The organism is Mesorhizobium sp. CCNWLY176, assembly GCF_037153935.1.
Lineage (GTDB): Bacteria > Pseudomonadota > Alphaproteobacteria > Rhizobiales > Rhizobiaceae > Mesorhizobium_M > Mesorhizobium_M zhangyense.
This window is the reverse complement of the sequence record NZ_JBBBDZ010000001.1, coordinates 394,217-412,925: the sequence shown is the minus strand read 5'-3', so window position 1 is coordinate 412,925 and position 18,709 is coordinate 394,217. Positions and strand designations below refer to the sequence as shown.

Sequence of the window (18,709 nt, the reverse complement as noted above, 5' to 3'; positions counted from 1 at the left end):
GACGATGACGAAACTTGACCTGAAGGCGCTGATAACAGCCGTTGCCGACAAGGTGGCAGCGCATGCGGAAGAACTCACTGCTCTCGATCAGGCCATCGGCGACGGCGATCATGGCCTCAACATGAAGCGCGGCTTCGAGGCCGTGCGAGCGGACGCAGATCAAATCGCCGCGAAGCCATTGCCCGAGGCGCTGAAGGCAATCGGCACCAAGCTGGTGATGACAGTGGGCGGCGCGTCCGGTCCACTGTTCGGCACTATGTTCTTGGCACTCGGCAAGGAGCTTCCAGCGGAGTTGGATCGCGCCGGATTCGCGACTGCCTTTGGTAAGGCGATAGAAGCAGTCGCCGCACGTGGCAAATCGGAGGTGGGCCAGAAAACCATGCTCGACGTGCTCTATCCCGTACAGGCAACGATGGCTGCCGGTGCATCCGGCGTCGAGATCGTCGCGGCGGCCGATGCAGCCGCCGAAAAAACCGTTCCAATGAAAGCCAGTCGCGGCCGTGCCTCGTTCCTGGGAGATCGCTCGATCGACCATATGGACCCAGGCGCACGCTCGGTCGCGTTGCTGGTTCGCGCCGTCGTGGAGACTGCTGGAGAAGACGCATGAGCAATGTCGGGATCGTCATCGTTTCGCATTCCCCGCTGGTGGCGGAAGGCACAGCCGACATGGTGCGCCAGATGGTGGGCGATGAGGTGCCGCTTGCATGGTGCGGCGGAAACGGCCATGGCGGTCTCGGCACCAATGTCGAGGCGATCATGGGCGCAATCGACAAGGCGTGGTCGGAAGCGGGCGTTGCAATTCTCGTTGATCTCGGCGGCGCCGAAACCAACAGCGAAATGGCCGTTGAAATGATCGGCGAACCACGCGCGGCCAAGATCGTTATCTGCAATGCGCCGATCGTCGAGGGCGCCGTGATGGCGGCGACCGAGGCTTCGGGCGGCGCTTCGCTGAGGGAAGTGGTGGCGACGGCGCATGAGCTGTCGCCAGCGTGAATGAACAGGAATTGAGAATGTCCGCAACTGCCGAGGCCACTGTTCTGATAACCCACGAGGTGGGGCTTCACGCCCGGCCCTCGGTCAAGTTCACCAAGCTCGCGAAGAGCTTTTCCGCACAGGTGGAAATAGCGCTTGCCGCGAGCGGCCCCTGGTTCGACGCCAAGAGCATCGTCAAGGTCATGGCCGCGAAGGCGCCGAAAGGCACGTTGCTGCATCTCAGGGCAACGGGAGACGAAGCGAAAGAGGCTGTGGGCGCTTTGGTGGATCTGGTGCAGCGGGATTTTGACGAAGGCGCGGACCATGCCCGCTCCGCTTAGGCTCAAGGGCATACCCGCTTCGGCCGGTTACGCCGAAGGACCGCTCCACAGCCTGGAACAGGTCTGCGCGGGCTATTCCCCCAGCGGCTTGCCGGATCTGGAAAAAGCAACTCTGGAAGCCGCGGTAGGCGCGGCCATCGAAAGCCTCGCCGCCCTGATAGAGACAAGCGAAGGCGACGCGGCGGAAATCCTCGAGTTCCAGATCGCAATGCTCGAAGACGACGCCCTGACGGGCCCTGCCTTTGCCGCCATTGCGCAAGGCTCGGCTGCTGACGAGGCATGGCAGCAGGCACTGAACGTCGAGATTTCCGGCTACGAAAATTCCGATCAGGATTATTTTCGGGCGCGTGCCGCAGACATAAGAGACATTCGGGACCGGGTATTGCGCGCGCTTTCTCTGGAAAGCGGTTTCACCGCCCCCGTCGGTGCGATCCTTTACGGCGACGATATCGCGCCAACACGCTTTCTCGAAACCGATTGGAGCAAAGGCGGCGGCATCGCGCTCAGGCGCGGCAGCACGGCCAGCCATGTCGCCATGCTCGCCCGCGCGCGTGGCGTTCCCATGGTAGTGGGCTTGTGCTCCGGAGACGCAGCAATAACAGGTCTTGCCCTCCTTGATGCCGAGCATGGTGGTATCGTGCTCGCGCCTTCGGCGGTCGAGATCGAGGAATTTCGAAAATTCTCTTCATCCTTCGCCGCGCGGCAAGACAAGGCCCGAGCCTATCTCGCCGGCCCGGCGCTCACGAAACTTGGCACGCCGGTGCGCGTTCAGATCAACATCGCCGATCCATCCGATGTCGATGCTGTCGATGTCGCTAACTGCGACGGTGTCGGCCTGATGCGGACGGAATTCCTGTTCGGCCACGCCTCAGGCCTTCCTGACGAGGAAACGCAGTACCGTGCCTACGCACATGTGCTCGAATGGGCTGGCGAAAAACCTGTGACGATCCGCACCGTCGATGCCGGCGGCGACAAGCCGGTTCCCGGCTTCACGGTCGAGGAAAGCAATCCGTTTCTCGGCCTGCGCGGCATTCGCTTGTCTCTGGCGCACCCGGAAATTTTTCGCGTTCAGATAAGAGCGCTGCTGCGCGCCGGTGTTCACGGCAATCTCAAGGTCATGTTCCCGATGATCGCGGTGCCGGAAGAATATGAACGCGCTTGTGTATTGTTCGCTGAGGAGCGTGCAAAGCTGGAGGCCGTTGGCTTGCCGCACAAGTTGCCGCCGCTCGGCATCATGGTCGAAGTGCCGTCCGTGGCGATTGCACCCGAAGCTTTCGCAGATGTTGCGTTCTTTTCGATCGGTTCCAACGACCTGACGCAATATGTCATGGCGGCTGCCCGTGACAATGGCGCGGTGGCCGCCCTCAACGCGGTCCGCAACCCGGCGGTGTTGCGTTTGATTTCGCAAGTAGCGGCATACGGTGCGGCAAACGGCATTCTCGTCAGCCTCTGCGGCGACGCCGGGGGCGACCCGGCGACGATCCCTGCCCTGCTAGAAGCCGGCCTGCGCGATCTTTCCGTCGTTCCAGCACAACTCGCAATGGCCAAGGCAGCCATTGCCGAAGTTTCGGTGTAGGTACCGACACATGGCCGATATGAAAAAACTGAACGATACCGGATCGGAAGAAGCGATCCGCGCCTACAAGACGATCCTGTCGAATGTCATCGATCAGCGCCCTTCCGGAATGCGCCAGCGCCTCGCCGACGCTCTCGGCAAGCACCGCAGCTTCGTAACGCAGATATCAAGCCCGGCCTATTCGACCCCGATCCCGTCGAGGCATCTTACGGCGATCGTTTCGGTCTGCCACTTCAGCCCCGCCGAGCGCGAACAGTTCCTCGAAGCCTATCGCAAGGCGCATCCGGGCAAGATTTCGCCGGCCGCAGGCGTTAAGAAAACGCGGCACATCTCGCTGACGGTCCCCGATCTGGGTGACCACAAGCAGAACGCAGCGCTCGACCGCGCCATCAATGAATTCATCCAGCGCATCACCAGCATTACGGGCAAAGGCGGAACCTGACCTTTCGCGCTTGCCCGGCCAATTCGGGAGGACGGCCGTGAAGAAGTTTCTCAATTCGATAGATACCGTGCTGACCGAGAGCCTCGGCGGCCTCGTCGCGGCTCACTCCGACATATTGGCGCTGGGCGACGAGCACAAATTCGTCCGCCGCAAGATCCTGAAGCCGGGCAAGGTAGCGCTCATTTCCGGCGGCGGCTCCGGCCATGAACCGTTGCATGGCGGGCTGGTCGGCCACGGCATGCTGGATGCGGCCTGCCCCGGCCAGGTCTTCACGTCGCCGACGCCCGACCAGATGATGGCGGCTGCCGAAGACGTCAACACCGGCGCAGGCTGTCTCTTCATCGTCAAGAACTACGAAGGCGATGTGATGAACTTCGACATGGCGGCAGAAATGTCTGAAGGCGTCATGCAGGTCGTCACCAATGACGATGTGGCTGTCGAGGATTCGCTTTACACCACCGGTCGGCGAGGCGTCGCTGGAACGCTGATTGTCGAGAAGATTGTCGGTGCGGCTGCCGAGCAGGGCATGGGCTTGAAGGAACTGAAGACGCTGGGCAGGCGCGTCAACGCCGCAACGCGCTCCATGGGCGTGGCACTGACCAGTTGCACCGTTCCGGCGGCCGGCAAACCGACATTCGACATCGGCGACAGGGAGATGGAGTTCGGAGTCGGCATCCATGGCGAGCCCGGCCGCCGCCGGGAACGCCTGAAAAGCGCTGACGAAATCGCCGAGGAGATATGTTCAACGATTGTCACTGATCTGGGCGACGCAGCGAGAGGCCCTGCCCTGCTCTTCGTCAACGGTTTCGGCGGCACGCCGCTGATGGAACTCTATTTGATGTACAACAGCGCCAGACAGATCTTCGAGAAGCATGGCGTTTCGATAGCGCGCTCGCTTGTCGGGTCCTATGTCACGTCGCTCGACATGGCGGGCTGCTCGATCACGCTGAGCAGGCTCGACGACGAGTTGGTCGGATATTGGGACGCTCCAGTTCATACGGCAGCGCTCCGATGGGGCATGTGATCGGCGAATTAGCCGCCTCTGCGCGCTCGGCAAAATTCCTAACATATGATGCAAATATATGCATGAAATAATATTGCCTATTTTGTAATCAATTTTTGCTGCAGTGCGCATAAAACCTGCAACACCTCACGGGTCTGCATCGCTCGCCACCGCCAACCGAGCGGGCAGAGCCGGATAAGTAATTGAAAAGACTTCCCTCGAACGAATCCTAGACCATCGCTTCCTGACTGGCACGGCGGTTGCTTCTGTTATTGCGGTGCAACAACCAGTTGGGAGTGTCATATGAGGGGAAGTTTTTCAGTCATTGGTAAAATAGTTGCGGCGGGTGCAATTGCCGCGAGCCTGATCTCGTCCTTGCCAGCGCGCGCGCAGGAAGAAACCATCAAAGTTGGCGTTCTTCATTCGCTATCCGGCACGATGGCGATTTCGGAGACCACGCTTAAAGACACCATGCTCTTCCTCATAGACGAGCAGAACAAGAAAGGGGGCCTTCTTGGCAAGAAGCTCGAGGCAGTGGTCGTGGACCCGGCTTCCGACTGGCCGCTGTTCGCTGAAAAGGCGCGCGAGCTGATCGAAAAGGACAAGGTGGCAGCGGTGTTCGGCTGCTGGACCTCCGTGTCGCGCAAATCCGTTCTGCCGGTGTTCGAGGAACTCAATAATCTGCTCTTCTATCCAGTCCAGTATGAGGGCGAGGAAAGCCAGCGCAACGTGTTCTACACGGGTGCCGCCCCGAACCAGCAGGCCATTCCGGCCGTCGACTATCTGATGAGCGAAGAAGGCGGTTCGGTGAAGCGCTGGGTGCTTGCCGGCACCGACTACGTCTATCCGCGAACGACCAACAAGATCCTCGAAGCCTATCTCCAGGCCAAGGGCGTTGCGCCTGAGGATATCATGATCAACTACACGCCGTTCGGTCATTCCGACTGGCAGACGATCGTCTCCGACATCAAGAAATTCGGCTCGGCTGGCAAGAAGACTGCCGTCGTCTCCACCATCAATGGCGACGCCAATGTCCCCTTCTACAAGGAACTCGGCAACCAGGGCATCAAGGCCGAAGACATTCCGGTCGTGGCCTTCTCGGTCGGCGAGGAAGAACTCGCGGGCCTCGACACCGCGCCGCTGGTCGGCCACCTCACCGCCTGGAACTACTTCCAGTCGGTTGATACGCCCGAGAACGCCGACTTCATCGCCAAGTGGAAGGAGTACACCAAGAACCCGAAGCGGGTGACCAACGATCCGATGGAAGCCCATGTCATCGGCTTCAACATGTGGGTCAAGGCGGTTGAAAAGGCCGGCACCACCGATCCCGACGCCGTCATCGATGCCATCGTCGGCGTGTCCGTGCCGAACCTGTCGGGCGGCTTCTCTACGATGATGCCGAACCACCACATCACCAAGCCGGTGCTGATCGGTGAAATCCAGGCCGACGGCCAGATGGAGACGGTGTGGCAGACCTCCGGCCTTGTGGTCGGCGACGAGTGGTCCGACTACCTGCCGGATTCCAAGGACCTGATCGCCGATTGGCGCAAGCCGATGTCGTGCGGCAACTTCAACGTTGCCAGCGGCAAGTGCGGCGGCAAGGGCACGAACTGACGCTCTTGGGGTGCGCGGCCCACGGCCGCGCATACTCCGGGCGGGTCTTCTCTCCGCCCGCCCGGAGTTCGGTTTCAAACAGGTTCATGGGATGGCGCCGACTGATGAGAATCCTTCACACTCTTGGCCTGACATTCCTGCTGACGCTGATGTTCGCGGCTGCGTCTTCAGCCGATGAAGCGGCACTTCGTCAGACCGTCACCAAATTCGCCGCCGCCAAGGGTTTCCCGGCCATCGAGGCCGTGGTGCGCGAACTCGGTGCTACAGGCGACCCGGCAGTGGAAAAAGTGCTCAACGCACTTTCCGAAGGAAATCTCTATGTCCGCAAATCCGACGATGGCGTCTTCATCGGCAAGGAAAGCGGCGCGACCGCCAGTCTTCTGGACCCGCTGAGCGGCGAACCCGCCGGTGAGTCACTGAAGGCCGAGATCACCAAGATCAGGGTCAACAACGGCCTGCGTGGCACCATCCGCGATGTGTTGGGAACGCTCACCCTGGGTTCCGATGACCCGAAGGTGCGCCTGGCGGCCGCAACCACGATGTTCAAGAACCCCGATGCGGATGCAATTCCAGCTTTGGACGCAGCAATCGCCAAGGAAACGGCAGCAGCTGTGAAGGCGCGAATGCAGGACGCGCGCGCTTCCGCCGTGCTGGTTTCGGATTTGCCCGAGGCCGAAAAGCTTGCGGCCATAGAACTGCTCGGCAAACGCGGCGACCGCGACACGCTATCCTTGCTCACGGGCTTCCAAGCCAACGCCCAAGGTGCGCTGAAGGATGCCGCAGGTGCAGCTGTAGGGCACATCAATTCCACGCTCGCTCTCTGGCAGACGGGCCAGAACGTCTGGTACGGCATCTCGCTCGGCTCGGTGCTGCTGCTGGCGGCAATTGGCCTCGCCATCACCTTCGGCGTCATGGGCGTCATCAACATGGCCCATGGCGAGATGGTCATGCTCGGTGCCTACACGACCTTCGTCGTGCAGGAGGTCATCCGCACCCACGCGCCCGCACTGTTCGACTGGTCGCTGGCAATCGCACTACCGCTCGCCTTTCTCGTTGCCGGCGGCGTCGGGCTTGCCATCGAGCGCGGCATCATCCGCTTTCTCTATGGCCGTCCGCTGGAAACGCTGCTTGCCACATGGGGCGTTTCGCTGATCCTGCAGCAGGCCGTGCGCACCATATTCGGCCCGACCAATCGCGAAGTCGGGAACCCCTCATGGATGTCGGGCGCCTTCGATCTCGGCCAGCTTGCGATCACGTGGAACCGGCTGTGGATCCTCGTCTTCGCGCTCTGCGTCTTTGCGGTGCTGCTCTATGTCATGAAGCGCACGTCCTGGGGCCTGCAGATGCGCGCGGTGACGGCCAACAGGCGCATGGCCGCCTCGATGGGCATCCGCACGCCATGGGTCGATGCGCTCACCTTCGCGCTAGGCTCGGGCATTGCCGGCATTGCCGGCGTGGCACTCAGCCAGATCGACAATGTCTCGCCCAATCTCGGCCAAGGTTACATCATTGACAGCTTCATGGTCGTGGTCTTCGGCGGCGTCGGCAATCTGTGGGGCACGCTGGTTGGCGCCATGTCGCTCGGCATCCTCAACAAATTTCTCGAACCCTATGCCGGTGCAGTGCTCGGCAAGATCCTCGTACTCGTCCTCATCATCCTGTTCATCCAGAAGCGCCCGCGCGGCCTGTTCGCGCTCAAGGGCCGGGCGGTGGAAGCATGATGACGGGACGCTTCTTCGCAGCCGGCGCGGATCGCCGCATCGCCATCACCATCGCGATCCTGCTTGCGGTGGCGATCGTTGTGCCGATCCTCAATATCGCAGTGCCGCCGGCCAGCGCCTTCCATGTACCGGCCTACATCGTGGCGCTGGTCGGCAAATACCTCTGCTATGCGCTGCTGGCGCTCGCGCTTGACCTTGTGTGGGGCTATTGCGGCATTCTCTCGCTCGGCCATGGCGCATTCTTCGCGCTCGGCGGCTACGCGATGGGCATGTATCTGATGCGCCAGATCGGCGAGCGTGGCGTCTACGGCAACCCGCTGCTGCCCGACTTCATGGTCTTCCTCAACTGGAAGGAACTGCCCTGGTTCTGGCATGGCTTCGACCACTTCTGGTTCGCCGCCCTTATGGTGATGCTGGTGCCCGGCCTGCTCGCCTTCATCTTTGGCTGGTTCGCCTTCCGCTCGCGCGTCACCGGAGTCTATCTCTCGATCATCACCCAGGCGATGACCTACGCGCTGCTGCTCGCTTTCTTCCGCAATGACATGGGCTTTGGCGGCAACAACGGCCTGACCGATTTCAAGGATATCCTTGGCTTCAATGTCCAGGCCAACACGACCCGCTCGGCGCTGTTTGCCGCCAGCGCCATCGCACTCGCGCTCGGCGTCTTCATCACATGGCGCATCATCGGCTCGAAATATGGCAAGCTGCTGATGGCAGTGCGCGATGCTGAAAGCCGCACGCGCTTTCTTGGCTGGAGAGCGGAGAACGTGAAGCTCTTTGCCTTTACCGTTTCCGCCGTCATGGCGGGCGTCGCCGGCGCGCTCTATGTGCCGCAGGTCGGCATCATCAACCCCGGCGAATTCGATCCCGCGAACTCCATCGAGGTCGTCGTCTGGACGGCGGTCGGCGGGCGCGGCACGCTGGTCGGCCCGATCATCGGCGCATTGCTGGTCAATGGCGGCAAAAGCTGGTTCACCGGCGCATTCCCCGAATTCTGGCTGTTTGCGCTCGGCGGACTGTTCGTTGCCGTCACCCTGTTTCTGCCGAAGGGCATCGTCGGCATGTGGGACCAATGGCAAAATTCCCGCCGCGAGCGCCGCGCCGCCTCCACGCCGGAACAAGGCATTCCGCCGATCATGGAGGTCGTCATGCCCGTCAAGCCGAAACCGCCCGCCAAATCCAGCCCGGCCCCGCTCGACGGTGCCGAACCGCAACCGGCGGAGTAGCGGCCATGTCGAAGAGCAACACCATCCTCTATCTCGACGGCGTCTCGGTTTCCTTCGACGGTTTCCGCGCCATCAACAATCTGTCGCTGGTGCTCGACAAGGGCGAGATGCGGGCCATCATCGGCCCCAACGGCGCCGGCAAGACGACGATGATGGACATCGTCACCGGCAAGACGCGGCCGGATAGCGGCGAGGTCTTCTTCGATGGCGAGATCGACCTGACGCGCCACGACGAGGCGGAGATCGCCATGATGGGCATCGGCCGGAAATTCCAGAAGCCTACCGTCTTCGAAAGCCATTCGGTCGAGGACAATCTGGTTCTTTCCCTGAAAGGGCCGCGCTCGATTTTTCCAGCATTGTTTCATCGTCGCTCATTCGAAGAGACAAGGCGTATCGACGAAATCCTCGCCACCACCAGGCTCGAGGCGAAACGCCATGACCTCGCAGCCAACCTGTCGCACGGCCAGAAGCAGTGGCTCGAAATCGGCATGCTTTTGGCGCAGGACCCGAAGCTTCTTCTGGTCGATGAGCCCGTCGCCGGCATGACGGACGCCGAAACCGAAGAGACGGCGCGCCTGCTCAAGGAAATCGCCAAGACCCGCTCCGTAGTCGTGGTCGAGCACGACATGCATTTCGTGCGCGAACTTGGCGTCAAGGTGACCTGCCTGCACGAGGGCTCCGTGCTGTCCGAAGGCTCGCTCGACTTCGTCAGCGCCGATGAGCGCGTGGTCGAGGTCTATCTCGGGAGATGATGATGTATTGGCGTGTTCCCTTCACCCGTTTCGACATCACGTTCTGGCGACGTTGGAAGGGCTGGCGATAATGCTGACCGTCGAGAATGCCGTCCTCCACTACGGAGCCGCGGAGGCGTTGCGCGGCGTGTCGATGACGGCGGGCGCGGGCAAGATTACCTGCGTGCTCGGCCGCAACGGTGTTGGCAAGACCAGCCTGATGCGCGCCATCGTCGGCCACCACAAATTGACAAGCGGTGCGATTGGGTTCGAAGGTGCAGCTCTCGACGGGCGAGCACCTTATGACCGCGCCCGCTCCGGCATCGCCTTCGTGCCGCAGGGACGCGAAATCTTCCCGCTACTGACGGTTCAGGAAAATCTCGAATCCGGCTTCGCGCCGCTCAAGCGTGCGGAGCGCGAAATCCCAGGACATGTGTTCGAGCTGTTCCCGGTGCTGAAGCAGATGCTCGGCCGGCGCGGCGGCGATCTCTCCGGCGGCCAGCAGCAGCAACTCGCCATCGGCCGCGCGCTCGTCATGCGGCCGAAACTGCTCGTGCTGGACGAGCCTACCGAAGGCATCCAGCCGTCGATCATCAAGGATATCGGCCGCGCCATCCGCTATCTGCGCGACCAGGCCGGCATCGCCATTCTTCTGGTCGAGCAGTATCTCGACTTCTGCCGGGAACTTGCCGACGAGGTCAACATCATGGACCGGGGACGCATTGTTCACACCGGTCCGGCGGAAGACCTCGATAAGCCCGAGGTGCGGAAGTACCTCACCGTGTGATGACCATCGCCTGTCACGCCAGAACCTGACGATCAAGTGCCGCCTTAGATATGAGACTCACCAGCGGTACTTCAGCGATGCGGTAATGTTCCGGCCCTGGCCGAGATAGCAATACCCATCGTTGCATACCGTTGCGCGGTCGTCGGCAATGTTGCGGACTGCGAACGCGGCAGTGACACCTTCATATTTCTTGTCGATGGCGCCGAAGTCATAGGACGCTGAGGCATCGAGATAGACCGCCGCGTCGTTCTTGCTGGTATTGGCCGTGCTCGTGTAGGTTTCGCTGAGAAAGCGCACGCCTGCACCCAAAGACAGGCCTGAAACAGCCGTGCTCTCGTCGAATTTGTAGTTCGCCCAGAGGGTTGCCACGTGTTCGGGCGTGACGACCGGAACCTTTCCTATCTCCGTCGGAGCACCCGCAGTGATTTCCGCTTGATTGTATGTATAGGCGGCCACCACATCCAGCCCATCCATAAGAGAGGCTCGTGCCTCCAGCTCCAAGCCTTTGCTGGTCACTTCCCCAAGCGAACGGTAAGTCCCCAAGTCGGGATTGACGACGGTGGGTCTATTCTTTTCGACGAGATGATAGGCGACCGCCGAAAGCAAGATGTCGGTTCCCGGCGGCTGATACTTCACACCAAGTTCGAACTGCTCACCCTCGGTTGGATCAAGAATGCTATCCGAGGTCGACCGGTTCGTAATAGGCTCGAACGATGTCGCATAGCTCGCGAAGGGCGCGACGCCATTTTCGAAAAGATAGAGCGCGCCAGCCTGAACGCTGAAAGCATCCTTCCTTACATTTTCCAACGAATTTACACCGGTATCCAGACGCTTTGTATCACGGTTCTGCTCGACCCACGTCTGGCGGCCTCCAAGGGTGAAGCGCCACTTGTCCATTTCGATCTGGTCCAGCGCGTAAATGCCGGTCTGGCGCATATCCGCTTCAGCAATCGAAAAATTGTAATCCGGCGTAGGGCCGGAAACGCCGTAAGTCGGGTTGCTGATATCGAAGTCGTAGGCAGGATCGATGGGGCCAAACCCGAGGCCGAACGACGAGTTCACCTTCGTGTAATCCACGCCGAATAGCATCGTATGAGCGAGCGGGCCGGTGTCGAACTTGGCTTCGAGCTGGTTGTCGACCTGGAAAACATTCATCTCGTCGCGAATCGCGACCGCGCCGCGTTGGGCGACAGTCGTCCCAGGCTTCCAGCCGTAAATGCTGAGGTAACGAGACCTCAAATCCAGATGGGAATAGCGAAGATTCTGACGCGCGGTAAGGCCGTTGCCAAAATCGTGCTCGAACTTGTAGCCGACCTGCTGCTGCCGAACCTTCTGATAATCATAATCCGGGTCGCTCGCTCGCAGAGGAAGAAGTTTGCCTGAAGGATCAGTCAATGCTGCGACGCCGGCATCGGTCTCTTCGGATTGCACCAGCCCGTATATGGTGAATGACGTGGCAGCATCCGGGTTCCAGGTAAATGATGGCTGCAGGAAATAGCGGTCATCGGCAATGTCGAAATTCGTTTCGCCGTTTCGCGCAAGACCGACAACCCTGTAGAGGAATTCGTCGCTGCCTTCGGTAATCGGACCGCTGAAATCGAATGCCGCCTGCGCCCGGTTCTGCGTGCCATACAGCAGTTCGACTTCCCGGATTTTTTCTTCCGTCGGGAGCTTTGATACCTTGTTGATGATCCCGGCCGGGGTGCCCGCACCGTAAAGGACGGATACCGGACCCTTGATGATCTCTACGCGCTCGAGCGAGTAAGGGTCGGTACGGAAGGTGCCATAGTTCATGTAAGGCTGGCGAAGACCGTCCTTGTAGTCGCCAATCGTTGTCGCGCTGAAACCGCGAATGTAGATCTGATCAAAGCGCGGGTCGAAACCATACGCTCCAGTCGTCACGCCTGCGGAGTACCGAACTGCCTCGATAATGTCCTGTGCGCCGCGCTGCTCGAGCTCCTTGCGCGTCACCACCGAGACGGAACGTGGCGTCTCGATCAGCGGCGTATCCGTCTTCGTTGCGCCTGAGCTGCGCTTTGCAGCCACCGTCTTGTTGTCTTCCTGGGAATTGTCTTGGCCTGACCCGCCGCTGATCGTGATCTGCTTGAGGACCGTGGTTTCCTCTGACGTTTGCACGCTGTTTTCCTGCGCAAGGGCATAGCCTGTGCACAAAATCGTCGACAGGAACGTCGTCGCTATCAGCCTGCGCCGATACGACACCTCGTCACGAGCGGTTACGCTGCGACCATCAAAAAAAGCCATTTGGTATGCCTGCTGTTCCAAAATTCGCTATGCACCGCAATCCCCTTGCGGTAGCAGCTAGATTGTTGACTTCATAAGTCATGTTCAATGTTGACTAAGAGAGTCATGTTTCATAGTCAACCGCATATCGCATGTGCGAAGGGAGATTCATTTTTCCTGTTGCACCAGCGTCCCACGAGCCGTCGCGCAAAGGTCAAAACCGTGTCCCAGATCGAAGTCTCAACCGCCTTCAAGATCGATGATGTCAGCTTCGCGGTCGGCGATCGCAGGCTGCTTGGCCCGGTATCGCTGGAACTAGAGCGCTCGCGCGTCTACGGCCTGATCGGTCATAACGGCTCGGGAAAAACGACGCTCATCAAGCTCCTGGCGCGCCAGCAGGCGGTCACCTCGGGCGCCATCACATTTGCCGAGCGCCCGCTCGAACGCTGGGGTTCACGGGAACTGGCGCGTGCGCTGGCCTATTTGCCCCAGACGACGCCCGCAGCAACGGGCCTGACGGTACGCGAACTCGCGGCCCTCGGCCGCTACCCCTGGCACGGTGCGCTCGGCCGTTTTGGCGCGGAAGACCGCCAGCATGTCGAGGAAGCGTTAAAGCTGACCGACATGGAAGGCTTCGCCGACCGGCTTGTCGACGAGCTTTCCGGTGGCGAGCGCCAGCGCGCATGGCTTGCCATGCTGGTTGCGCAGAACGCCGGCGTGATGCTGCTGGACGAACCGATCTCGGCGCTCGACATCGCCCATCAGGTCGAGGTGCTCGGACTGGTGCAGGAGCTAAGCCGCAAGCGCGATCTCTGCGTCATCATTGTCCTGCACGATCCCAACATGGCGGCGCGCTATTGCGACGAGTTGATTGCGCTCAAGGACGGCCGCCTGCTGACGCGCGGCACGCCCGCCGAGATGATGAAGAGCGACGTGCTGAAGGGTATTTTCGGCGTCGATATGGGCGTGTTTCCTCATCCCGTCACCGGCCAGCCCATCGGCTACGTTCAGTGACACGGTTCGAGCCTTTGCGTCTTCAGGACCAGCCTTGTCGCGGCCTGAGCCGGCGCGCAGCACTCGGGCTTTTGGCGCTTCCGTTCATCGGCACGTTGCCGGCGCACGCGGAGCAGCCGCCGCAGCGCATCGCCTGCCTGGATCATGGACTGACGGAAACGCTTCTCATGCTTGGCGTCAGGCCGATCGCAGTGCCCAACCGGGAATCCTGGGAGGCTTGGGTGGTGGAGCCACCACTGCCGCCGGAAATAGCCGACATCGGCACGCTTCTGGAACCGAATCTCGAATTCCTCCAGCAGCTTCGCCCGGACATCATCCTGAGCATTCCATTTCTCGACGGCATCAAGCCGCTGCTGGAACGCATTGCGCCGGTCACGTCGATCAGCATCTACGCCGAAGACGGTCAGCCCTACGAGCGTTCCGTCGCAGCCACCCGGCAGCTTGCCCAACTGGTCGGCAAGGTCGAGGAAGGCGAAGCGCTGATCCGTGAGACAGACGCCAAATTCGCCGAGATACGCCTGCGCCTGGAACCGCTTTCCGAACGGCCGATCTACGTCGTCAGTTTCCTCGATCCACGCAACGTTCGCGTCTATGGCCGCAAGAGCCTGTTCCAGGAAGTTTTCGACCGTATCGGCATCCGCAATGCCTGGACGGCAGAGACCAACTACTGGGGCTTTTCGACGGTCGGCATCGATGGACTTGCGGGATCGAGCAATGCGCAGCTTGCCTATCTCGATCCGCTGCCGACGGGAGCAGCCGGGACGCTGACCGAAAGCCCGGTCTGGAACGCGATGCCGTTTGTTCGCAGCCGCTCGATGCTGCATCTGCCGCCAGTTCTCATGTTCGGAGCGCTTCCCTCCGCGACCCGCTTCGCAGAGGTTCTTGCCGACGCACTGACGGCGGAGAGCGCCAATGGCTGAGCAGGCGGCAACGATAGGCAATGCCACGTCCGGAGTTGGCAGTTCGTCACCCAGGCTTTCCTTCTTCGGCAATGTACCTCTTGGCGCGCTGTTGCTTTGTGCCGTGCTGATCGCGGCGGCCACAGCTGCGACCATCTCCAATCTAACCGTGCAGCTTCCTTCCGCACTATGGGTCGACGCACTTACAGCGCCAGATATCGACGACATGCGGCAGGTGCTGGTTCACTACGCCTATCTGCCGCGGCTTGCAGTCAGTCTGCTCTGCGGCGCGGCTCTCGGCCTCGCCGGAACGGTTTTGCAGCAGGTTCTTCGGAACCCCCTCGCCGCCCCCGAAACCGTCGGCGTCTCCGCCGGTGCCTATCTGGCACTGGCCTTGGTGACGCTTCTGGCGCCGTCGCTGCTGGCCTATGGCCGTGAGTGGGTGGCGCTTGCCGGCGCGCTCCTGGCGATCGCTGCGGTTTTCGGCCTGTCGTGGCACAAGGGCCTGTCGCCGCTTTCGGTGGTGCTCGCAGGGCTCGTCGTCAGCCTCTATGCCGGCTCCATCGGCGCTGCGCTGATCGTGCTGAAGCATGAATGGCTGGCCGGCCTGTTCATCTGGGGCGCCGGAACACTCGGCCAGCAGGATTGGACGACGACGCTTTGGCTTATTCCGCGTCTTGGCATAGCGGCCCTGGCGATCGGCCTCATGGTGCGGCCGCTGACCTTGCTTGGCCTCGATGACGAAGGCGCGCGCAGCCTCGGCGTTCCGCTCGGTGTCTACCGCTTCGCCGCCCTGGGCGCTGCGGTGGCTCTGATTTCGTTTGTCGTAGCAGCAGTCGGCGTCATCGGCTTCATCGGCCTGGCTGCGGCAGCGCTCGCGCGCATCGGCGGCGCGCGCCGCTTTGGCCAGAGGCTCATCATGGCGCCGCTGATAGGCGCTGCCCTTTTGTGGGCTGCGGATCAGGGCGTGCAGCTATTGACCGGCCCACAAGGCGATCTGCTGCCGACCGGCGCAATCACCGCGCTGCTCGGCGCGCCGCTGCTTCTATGGCTGCTGCCACGCCTCAAGCTTGGCTCGGAAACTCCGGCACTGACTGCCGATCGCCTGTCGCGGGCATTGCACCCCGGCCTGCTTCTGATCGGGATCGCCATCCTCCTGGCAGCAGTGCTTTTCTTCGCATTGTTCTATGGCCCCGGACCGGCGGGCTGGAATTTCGCCTTCGGCGATCAGCTGCAGTCGATCCTGTCATGGCGGCTGCCGCGCGTCCTTGCTGCCCTTTCGGCGGGTGCTATGCTGGCGCTTGCCGGATTGATGATACAAAGGCTGACCGGCAATCCCATGGCCAGCCCTGAAGTGCTCGGTGTCAGCGCAGGTGCAGCGCTGGGCATGATCGTGGCGCTGTTCGTGTTCGTCGACGCAAGCCGTCCCACCCAGACGATTGCCGCGACCGTCGGCGCCTTTGCCGCGCTGTCGGTAATGCTCGCGCTTGGACGGCGCGCCGCCTTCGCGCCGGAGCGGCTTCTGCTTGCCGGCATAGCGCTGACGGCGCTGTTCGACGCCTTGATCCTCATACTGACCGCAACCGGCGATCCGCGCGCGATGCTGCTCCTGAACTGGTTCACAGGATCGACTTATGGCGTTGATATCAATGCGGCAATACTCACCGCGGGGCTCGCCGCGTTTCTGGTTGTGTTGACGCCTTTGTTCCTGCGCTGGCTCGACATATTACCGCTCGGGCCAACGGCCGCACATGGGCTTGGCCTCAATCTCACCACGACTCGCCTTCTCATCCTGCTGATGACCGCAGCGCTGACGGCAGCATCAACGCTGATTGTCGGGCCACTCACCTTCATCGGCTTGATGGCACCGCATCTTGCCCGCCGTCTCGGCCTTGCGCGTGCCATGCCGCAGGCAGTGGGTGCGGTGCTTGCCGGTGCGCTGATCATGGTTGCCGCCGACTGGATCGGCCGCACGGCGATCTTCCCACGCCAGATTCCGGCAGGTCTCGTTGCCACCCTTATCGGCGGGCCGATCCTGATGTGGCTGCTGCGCCGTCGCTAACTTTACCAAGCTTTGCCGAGAGACAATTCATGCCAGAGCGCGCCACCCCGAGACCTGCCCTTGTCGCCAACACGACCGTCCAGGATTTCGTTCCCGCCAGAGGCGGCGAGCCCTACCGCATCTTTACCTACATACCGGCAGCACCCGAGCCTGAAACCGGCTGGCCGGTGCTCTACATGACAGACGGCAACGCCGTGATCGCAACCGCCGTCGACGCGGTTCGCGCCCAAGCGAACTACCCGCTCGGTACGGGTATCCAGGAAGGCGTGATCGTGGCGATCGGCTATCCCGTCGAAGGCGCCTATGATCCGCTCCGGCGCTCTTGGGATCTCGGGCCACCGCCGGGGAAAACCTATCCGCCCTTCTACGAAAACACGCCCGACGTCCGCACCGGCGGCGCCGGAGAGTTCCTTGCCTTCATCGAAGACGAACTCAAGCCATGGATCGAAGGCCGCGTAAAAATCAACCGCAGCCGGCAGGCGCTCTACGGGCACTCTTTCGGCGGGCTCTTCGCGCTCTACGCGCTCTTCAACCGTCCCCTCGCCTTCCGGACATGGATTTCCGCCTCTCCGGCGATCTATTGGGAGGATCGCGTGGTCGACCGCTCTCTCGAAACGTTCGAAGCCAACTTACCTGAAGGCCTTGTAGCCGAGGTCATCCTGTCAGCGGGCGAATATGAAACCGAAAAGCTGGCGCCCTTCCAGATCGGCGCGGCTGACGAGGCAAAGCGGCTGGAGCAGAAGAAGGTCACTCGCACCGACGAATTCGCAAAAGACATGGCGGAGCGTCTGAACCGTCTTTCACCGGACAAGCTGAAAGCCAGCTTCGAGCTGCATCCGGGCGAGAACCACATGTCAATGCTGCCGGTCACGGTCAATCGAGCCGTTCAGGCAGCCTTTGCCGCCAAGCGCGGCGGTGTCTGACCGCCGCGCAGCCGGCTCAACTATTTCACGACGAAGGCGCTCCGCGGCAGTTCGGAAAGCACCTCGGCGCGATTGCCGCGCACGATAACGATTTCTTCCAGCCGCAGGCCGAACCTGCCCTGCAGATAGATGCCCGGCTCGATCGAGAAGACGTTGCCCTCTTCAAGGATCGTCTCGGATGTACCCGTGATGTAGGGCGGCTCGTGAATATCGATGCCGAGGCCGTGCCCCGTGCGATGCAGGAAGAACTCGCCGTAGCCGGCCGCGGTGATGACATCGCGAGCGGCCTTGTCGACTTCCTTGGCGGCAACGCCGGGCTTGGCCGCATCGACCGCCGCCTGCACGGCGCGCTCCAGCACGCCATGGACCTCATCGAAGCCCTCCGGCGTTTCGCCGAAAATACCGACGCGCGTCATGTCGCTGGGATAACCATCCTTGCGGCCGCCAATGTCGATCAGCGCAGCTTCATTTCGCTTCAGCCTGCGGTCGCCGGTGTGGTGATGCGGGAAGGCTCCATTCTCGCCAAAGCAGACGCTGACGAATTCCGGCTTGGCACCATTGGCGATGTAATAATCACGAATGGCCTGACCGACTTCCAGCTCGGTGATGCCTTCCCTTAGTGCGGCAAAGCCTGCACGCATGGCCCCATCATTGAGCACTGCGTTCATCTTGAGCAACGCGTATTCCGCCTCATCCTTGCGGGCGCGCAGAAAGCCGACCGTATCGTTGAGGAAGCCGCGCTTCGCCCCCGGCAGCGCATCGATCACCAGCAGCGCGAAGTCGGCACGCATGGTCTCGTCCAGCGCGATCTTCAGGCCAGGCCGGTCTGCACCGCTGTCGGCCAGCAATTTTGCCAGCGCTTTATCGGGACCGTCGGCGTCACTCCATGTGTAGAAGGGCATATTGGTGAATGGCCGCTGGCTATCCGCATTGAGCGACGGCATCAGGAAGCCGGCGTGATCCTTGGAGACGATCAGCAACACCGGGCGCTCGTCGCCATGCGGCGACATGCCTGCCTGCCAAACGAGATGCGAGGAAGGACCGACTACGACGAGATCGGTCCCGGTTGCCGTCATGCGCTCGCGCAGGCGAGCCATCCGCTGTTCATGCATATCTTTAAGTTCTTCTGTTGTTGAATGAGGAGGAGCCGCCAAGCG

Annotated in this window: 17 protein-coding genes; 15 read left to right on the top strand and 2 right to left on the bottom strand. The window is 61.5% G+C overall.

The features are described from left to right. Positions 1-4 precede the first annotated feature (4 nt). The 11 genes from dhaL (at position 5) to urtE (ending at position 10,413) form a co-directional block, all read left to right on the top strand. A complete protein-coding gene (dhaL, locus tag WBQ96_RS01840; RefSeq protein ID WP_165117178.1) occupies positions 5-607 on the top strand; it encodes a dihydroxyacetone kinase subunit DhaL in 603 nt (200 codons plus the stop codon). After that, on the top strand, positions 604-993 hold the full coding sequence (gene dhaM, locus WBQ96_RS01835) for a dihydroxyacetone kinase phosphoryl donor subunit DhaM (protein ID WP_165117180.1): 390 nt from the start codon (positions 604-606) through the stop codon (positions 991-993). Before dhaL ends, dhaM begins: the two co-directional genes overlap by 4 nt. Before the next feature lie 17 nt (positions 994-1,010). Beyond that, complete coding sequence (locus WBQ96_RS01830) at positions 1,011-1,313, top strand: HPr family phosphocarrier protein (RefSeq protein WP_165117182.1); 303 nt, start codon at positions 1,011-1,013, stop codon at positions 1,311-1,313. Beyond that, positions 1,297-2,889: a phosphoenolpyruvate--protein phosphotransferase gene (gene ptsP / locus WBQ96_RS01825; RefSeq protein ID WP_165117184.1), complete on the top strand. Its 1,593-nt coding sequence runs from the start codon at positions 1,297-1,299 to the stop codon at positions 2,887-2,889. The genes WBQ96_RS01830 and ptsP overlap by 17 nt, the downstream gene beginning before the upstream one ends. A gap of 10 nt (positions 2,890-2,899) precedes the next feature. Further along, the gene (locus tag WBQ96_RS01820) at positions 2,900-3,331 is read left to right on the top strand and encodes a hypothetical protein (RefSeq protein ID WP_205826630.1); all 432 of its coding nucleotides are present in this window, start codon (positions 2,900-2,902) and stop codon (positions 3,329-3,331) included. A 37-nt stretch (positions 3,332-3,368) separates the two neighbouring features. Continuing rightward, entirely contained in the window at positions 3,369-4,355 is a 987-nt protein-coding gene (gene dhaK, locus WBQ96_RS01815) for a dihydroxyacetone kinase subunit DhaK (protein ID WP_336546804.1), read from the top strand. A 282-nt stretch (positions 4,356-4,637) separates the two neighbouring features. Then, on the top strand, positions 4,638-5,948 hold the full coding sequence (gene urtA, locus WBQ96_RS01810; RefSeq protein WP_336546806.1) for an urea ABC transporter substrate-binding protein: 1,311 nt from the start codon (positions 4,638-4,640) through the stop codon (positions 5,946-5,948). 104 nt (positions 5,949-6,052) lie between these two features. Next, positions 6,053-7,669 carry an urea ABC transporter permease subunit UrtB gene (gene urtB / locus WBQ96_RS01805; RefSeq protein WP_336546808.1) on the top strand — a complete coding sequence of 539 codons (1,617 nt, stop codon included), beginning with the start codon at positions 6,053-6,055 and terminating at the stop codon, positions 7,667-7,669. After that, positions 7,666-8,895, top strand: coding sequence for an urea ABC transporter permease subunit UrtC (gene urtC / locus WBQ96_RS01800; RefSeq protein ID WP_336546809.1), 1,230 nt, complete (start codon positions 7,666-7,668; stop codon positions 8,893-8,895). The genes urtB and urtC overlap by 4 nt, the downstream gene beginning before the upstream one ends. A 5-nt stretch (positions 8,896-8,900) precedes the next feature. Then, positions 8,901-9,647 (top strand): urea ABC transporter ATP-binding protein UrtD, encoded by a 747-nt coding sequence (gene urtD / locus WBQ96_RS01795; RefSeq protein WP_336546812.1) that lies wholly within the window; start codon positions 8,901-8,903, stop codon positions 9,645-9,647. Between the two features lie 70 nt (positions 9,648-9,717). Then, complete coding sequence (gene urtE, locus WBQ96_RS01790; protein ID WP_336547243.1) at positions 9,718-10,413, top strand: urea ABC transporter ATP-binding subunit UrtE; 696 nt, start codon at positions 9,718-9,720, stop codon at positions 10,411-10,413. Positions 10,414-10,470: 57 nt separating this feature from the next. Here urtE and WBQ96_RS01785 read toward each other — a convergent pair whose 3' ends face one another. Continuing rightward, entirely contained in the window at positions 10,471-12,675 is a 2,205-nt protein-coding gene (locus tag WBQ96_RS01785; RefSeq protein WP_336546814.1) for a TonB-dependent siderophore receptor, read from the bottom strand. 201 nt (positions 12,676-12,876) lie between these two features. On the opposite strand from WBQ96_RS01785, the gene WBQ96_RS01780 reads away from it, so the two are divergent. From WBQ96_RS01780 to WBQ96_RS01765, 4 genes are read left to right on the top strand one after another with little or no spacing between them, the layout of a single operon-like run. Continuing rightward, positions 12,877-13,668, top strand: a complete 792-nt coding sequence (locus WBQ96_RS01780; RefSeq protein ID WP_336546816.1) for an ATP-binding cassette domain-containing protein — start codon at positions 12,877-12,879, stop codon at positions 13,666-13,668. Continuing rightward, positions 13,665-14,588, top strand: coding sequence for an ABC transporter substrate-binding protein (locus WBQ96_RS01775; RefSeq protein ID WP_336546818.1), 924 nt, complete (start codon positions 13,665-13,667; stop codon positions 14,586-14,588). Before WBQ96_RS01780 ends, WBQ96_RS01775 begins: the two co-directional genes overlap by 4 nt. Further along, complete coding sequence (gene fhuB / locus WBQ96_RS01770) at positions 14,581-16,629, top strand: Fe(3+)-hydroxamate ABC transporter permease FhuB (RefSeq protein WP_336546819.1); 2,049 nt, start codon at positions 14,581-14,583, stop codon at positions 16,627-16,629. Before WBQ96_RS01775 ends, fhuB begins: the two co-directional genes overlap by 8 nt. 29 nt (positions 16,630-16,658) lie before the next feature. Next, on the top strand, positions 16,659-17,552 hold the full coding sequence (locus tag WBQ96_RS01765; RefSeq protein ID WP_336546820.1) for an alpha/beta hydrolase: 894 nt from the start codon (positions 16,659-16,661) through the stop codon (positions 17,550-17,552). Between the two features lie 20 nt (positions 17,553-17,572). On the opposite strand, the gene WBQ96_RS01760 is transcribed toward WBQ96_RS01765, so the two are convergent. Then, the gene (locus tag WBQ96_RS01760; protein WP_336546821.1) at positions 17,573-18,649 is read right to left on the bottom strand and encodes a M24 family metallopeptidase; all 1,077 of its coding nucleotides are present in this window, start codon (positions 18,647-18,649) and stop codon (positions 17,573-17,575) included. Positions 18,650-18,709: the final 60 nt, after the last annotated feature.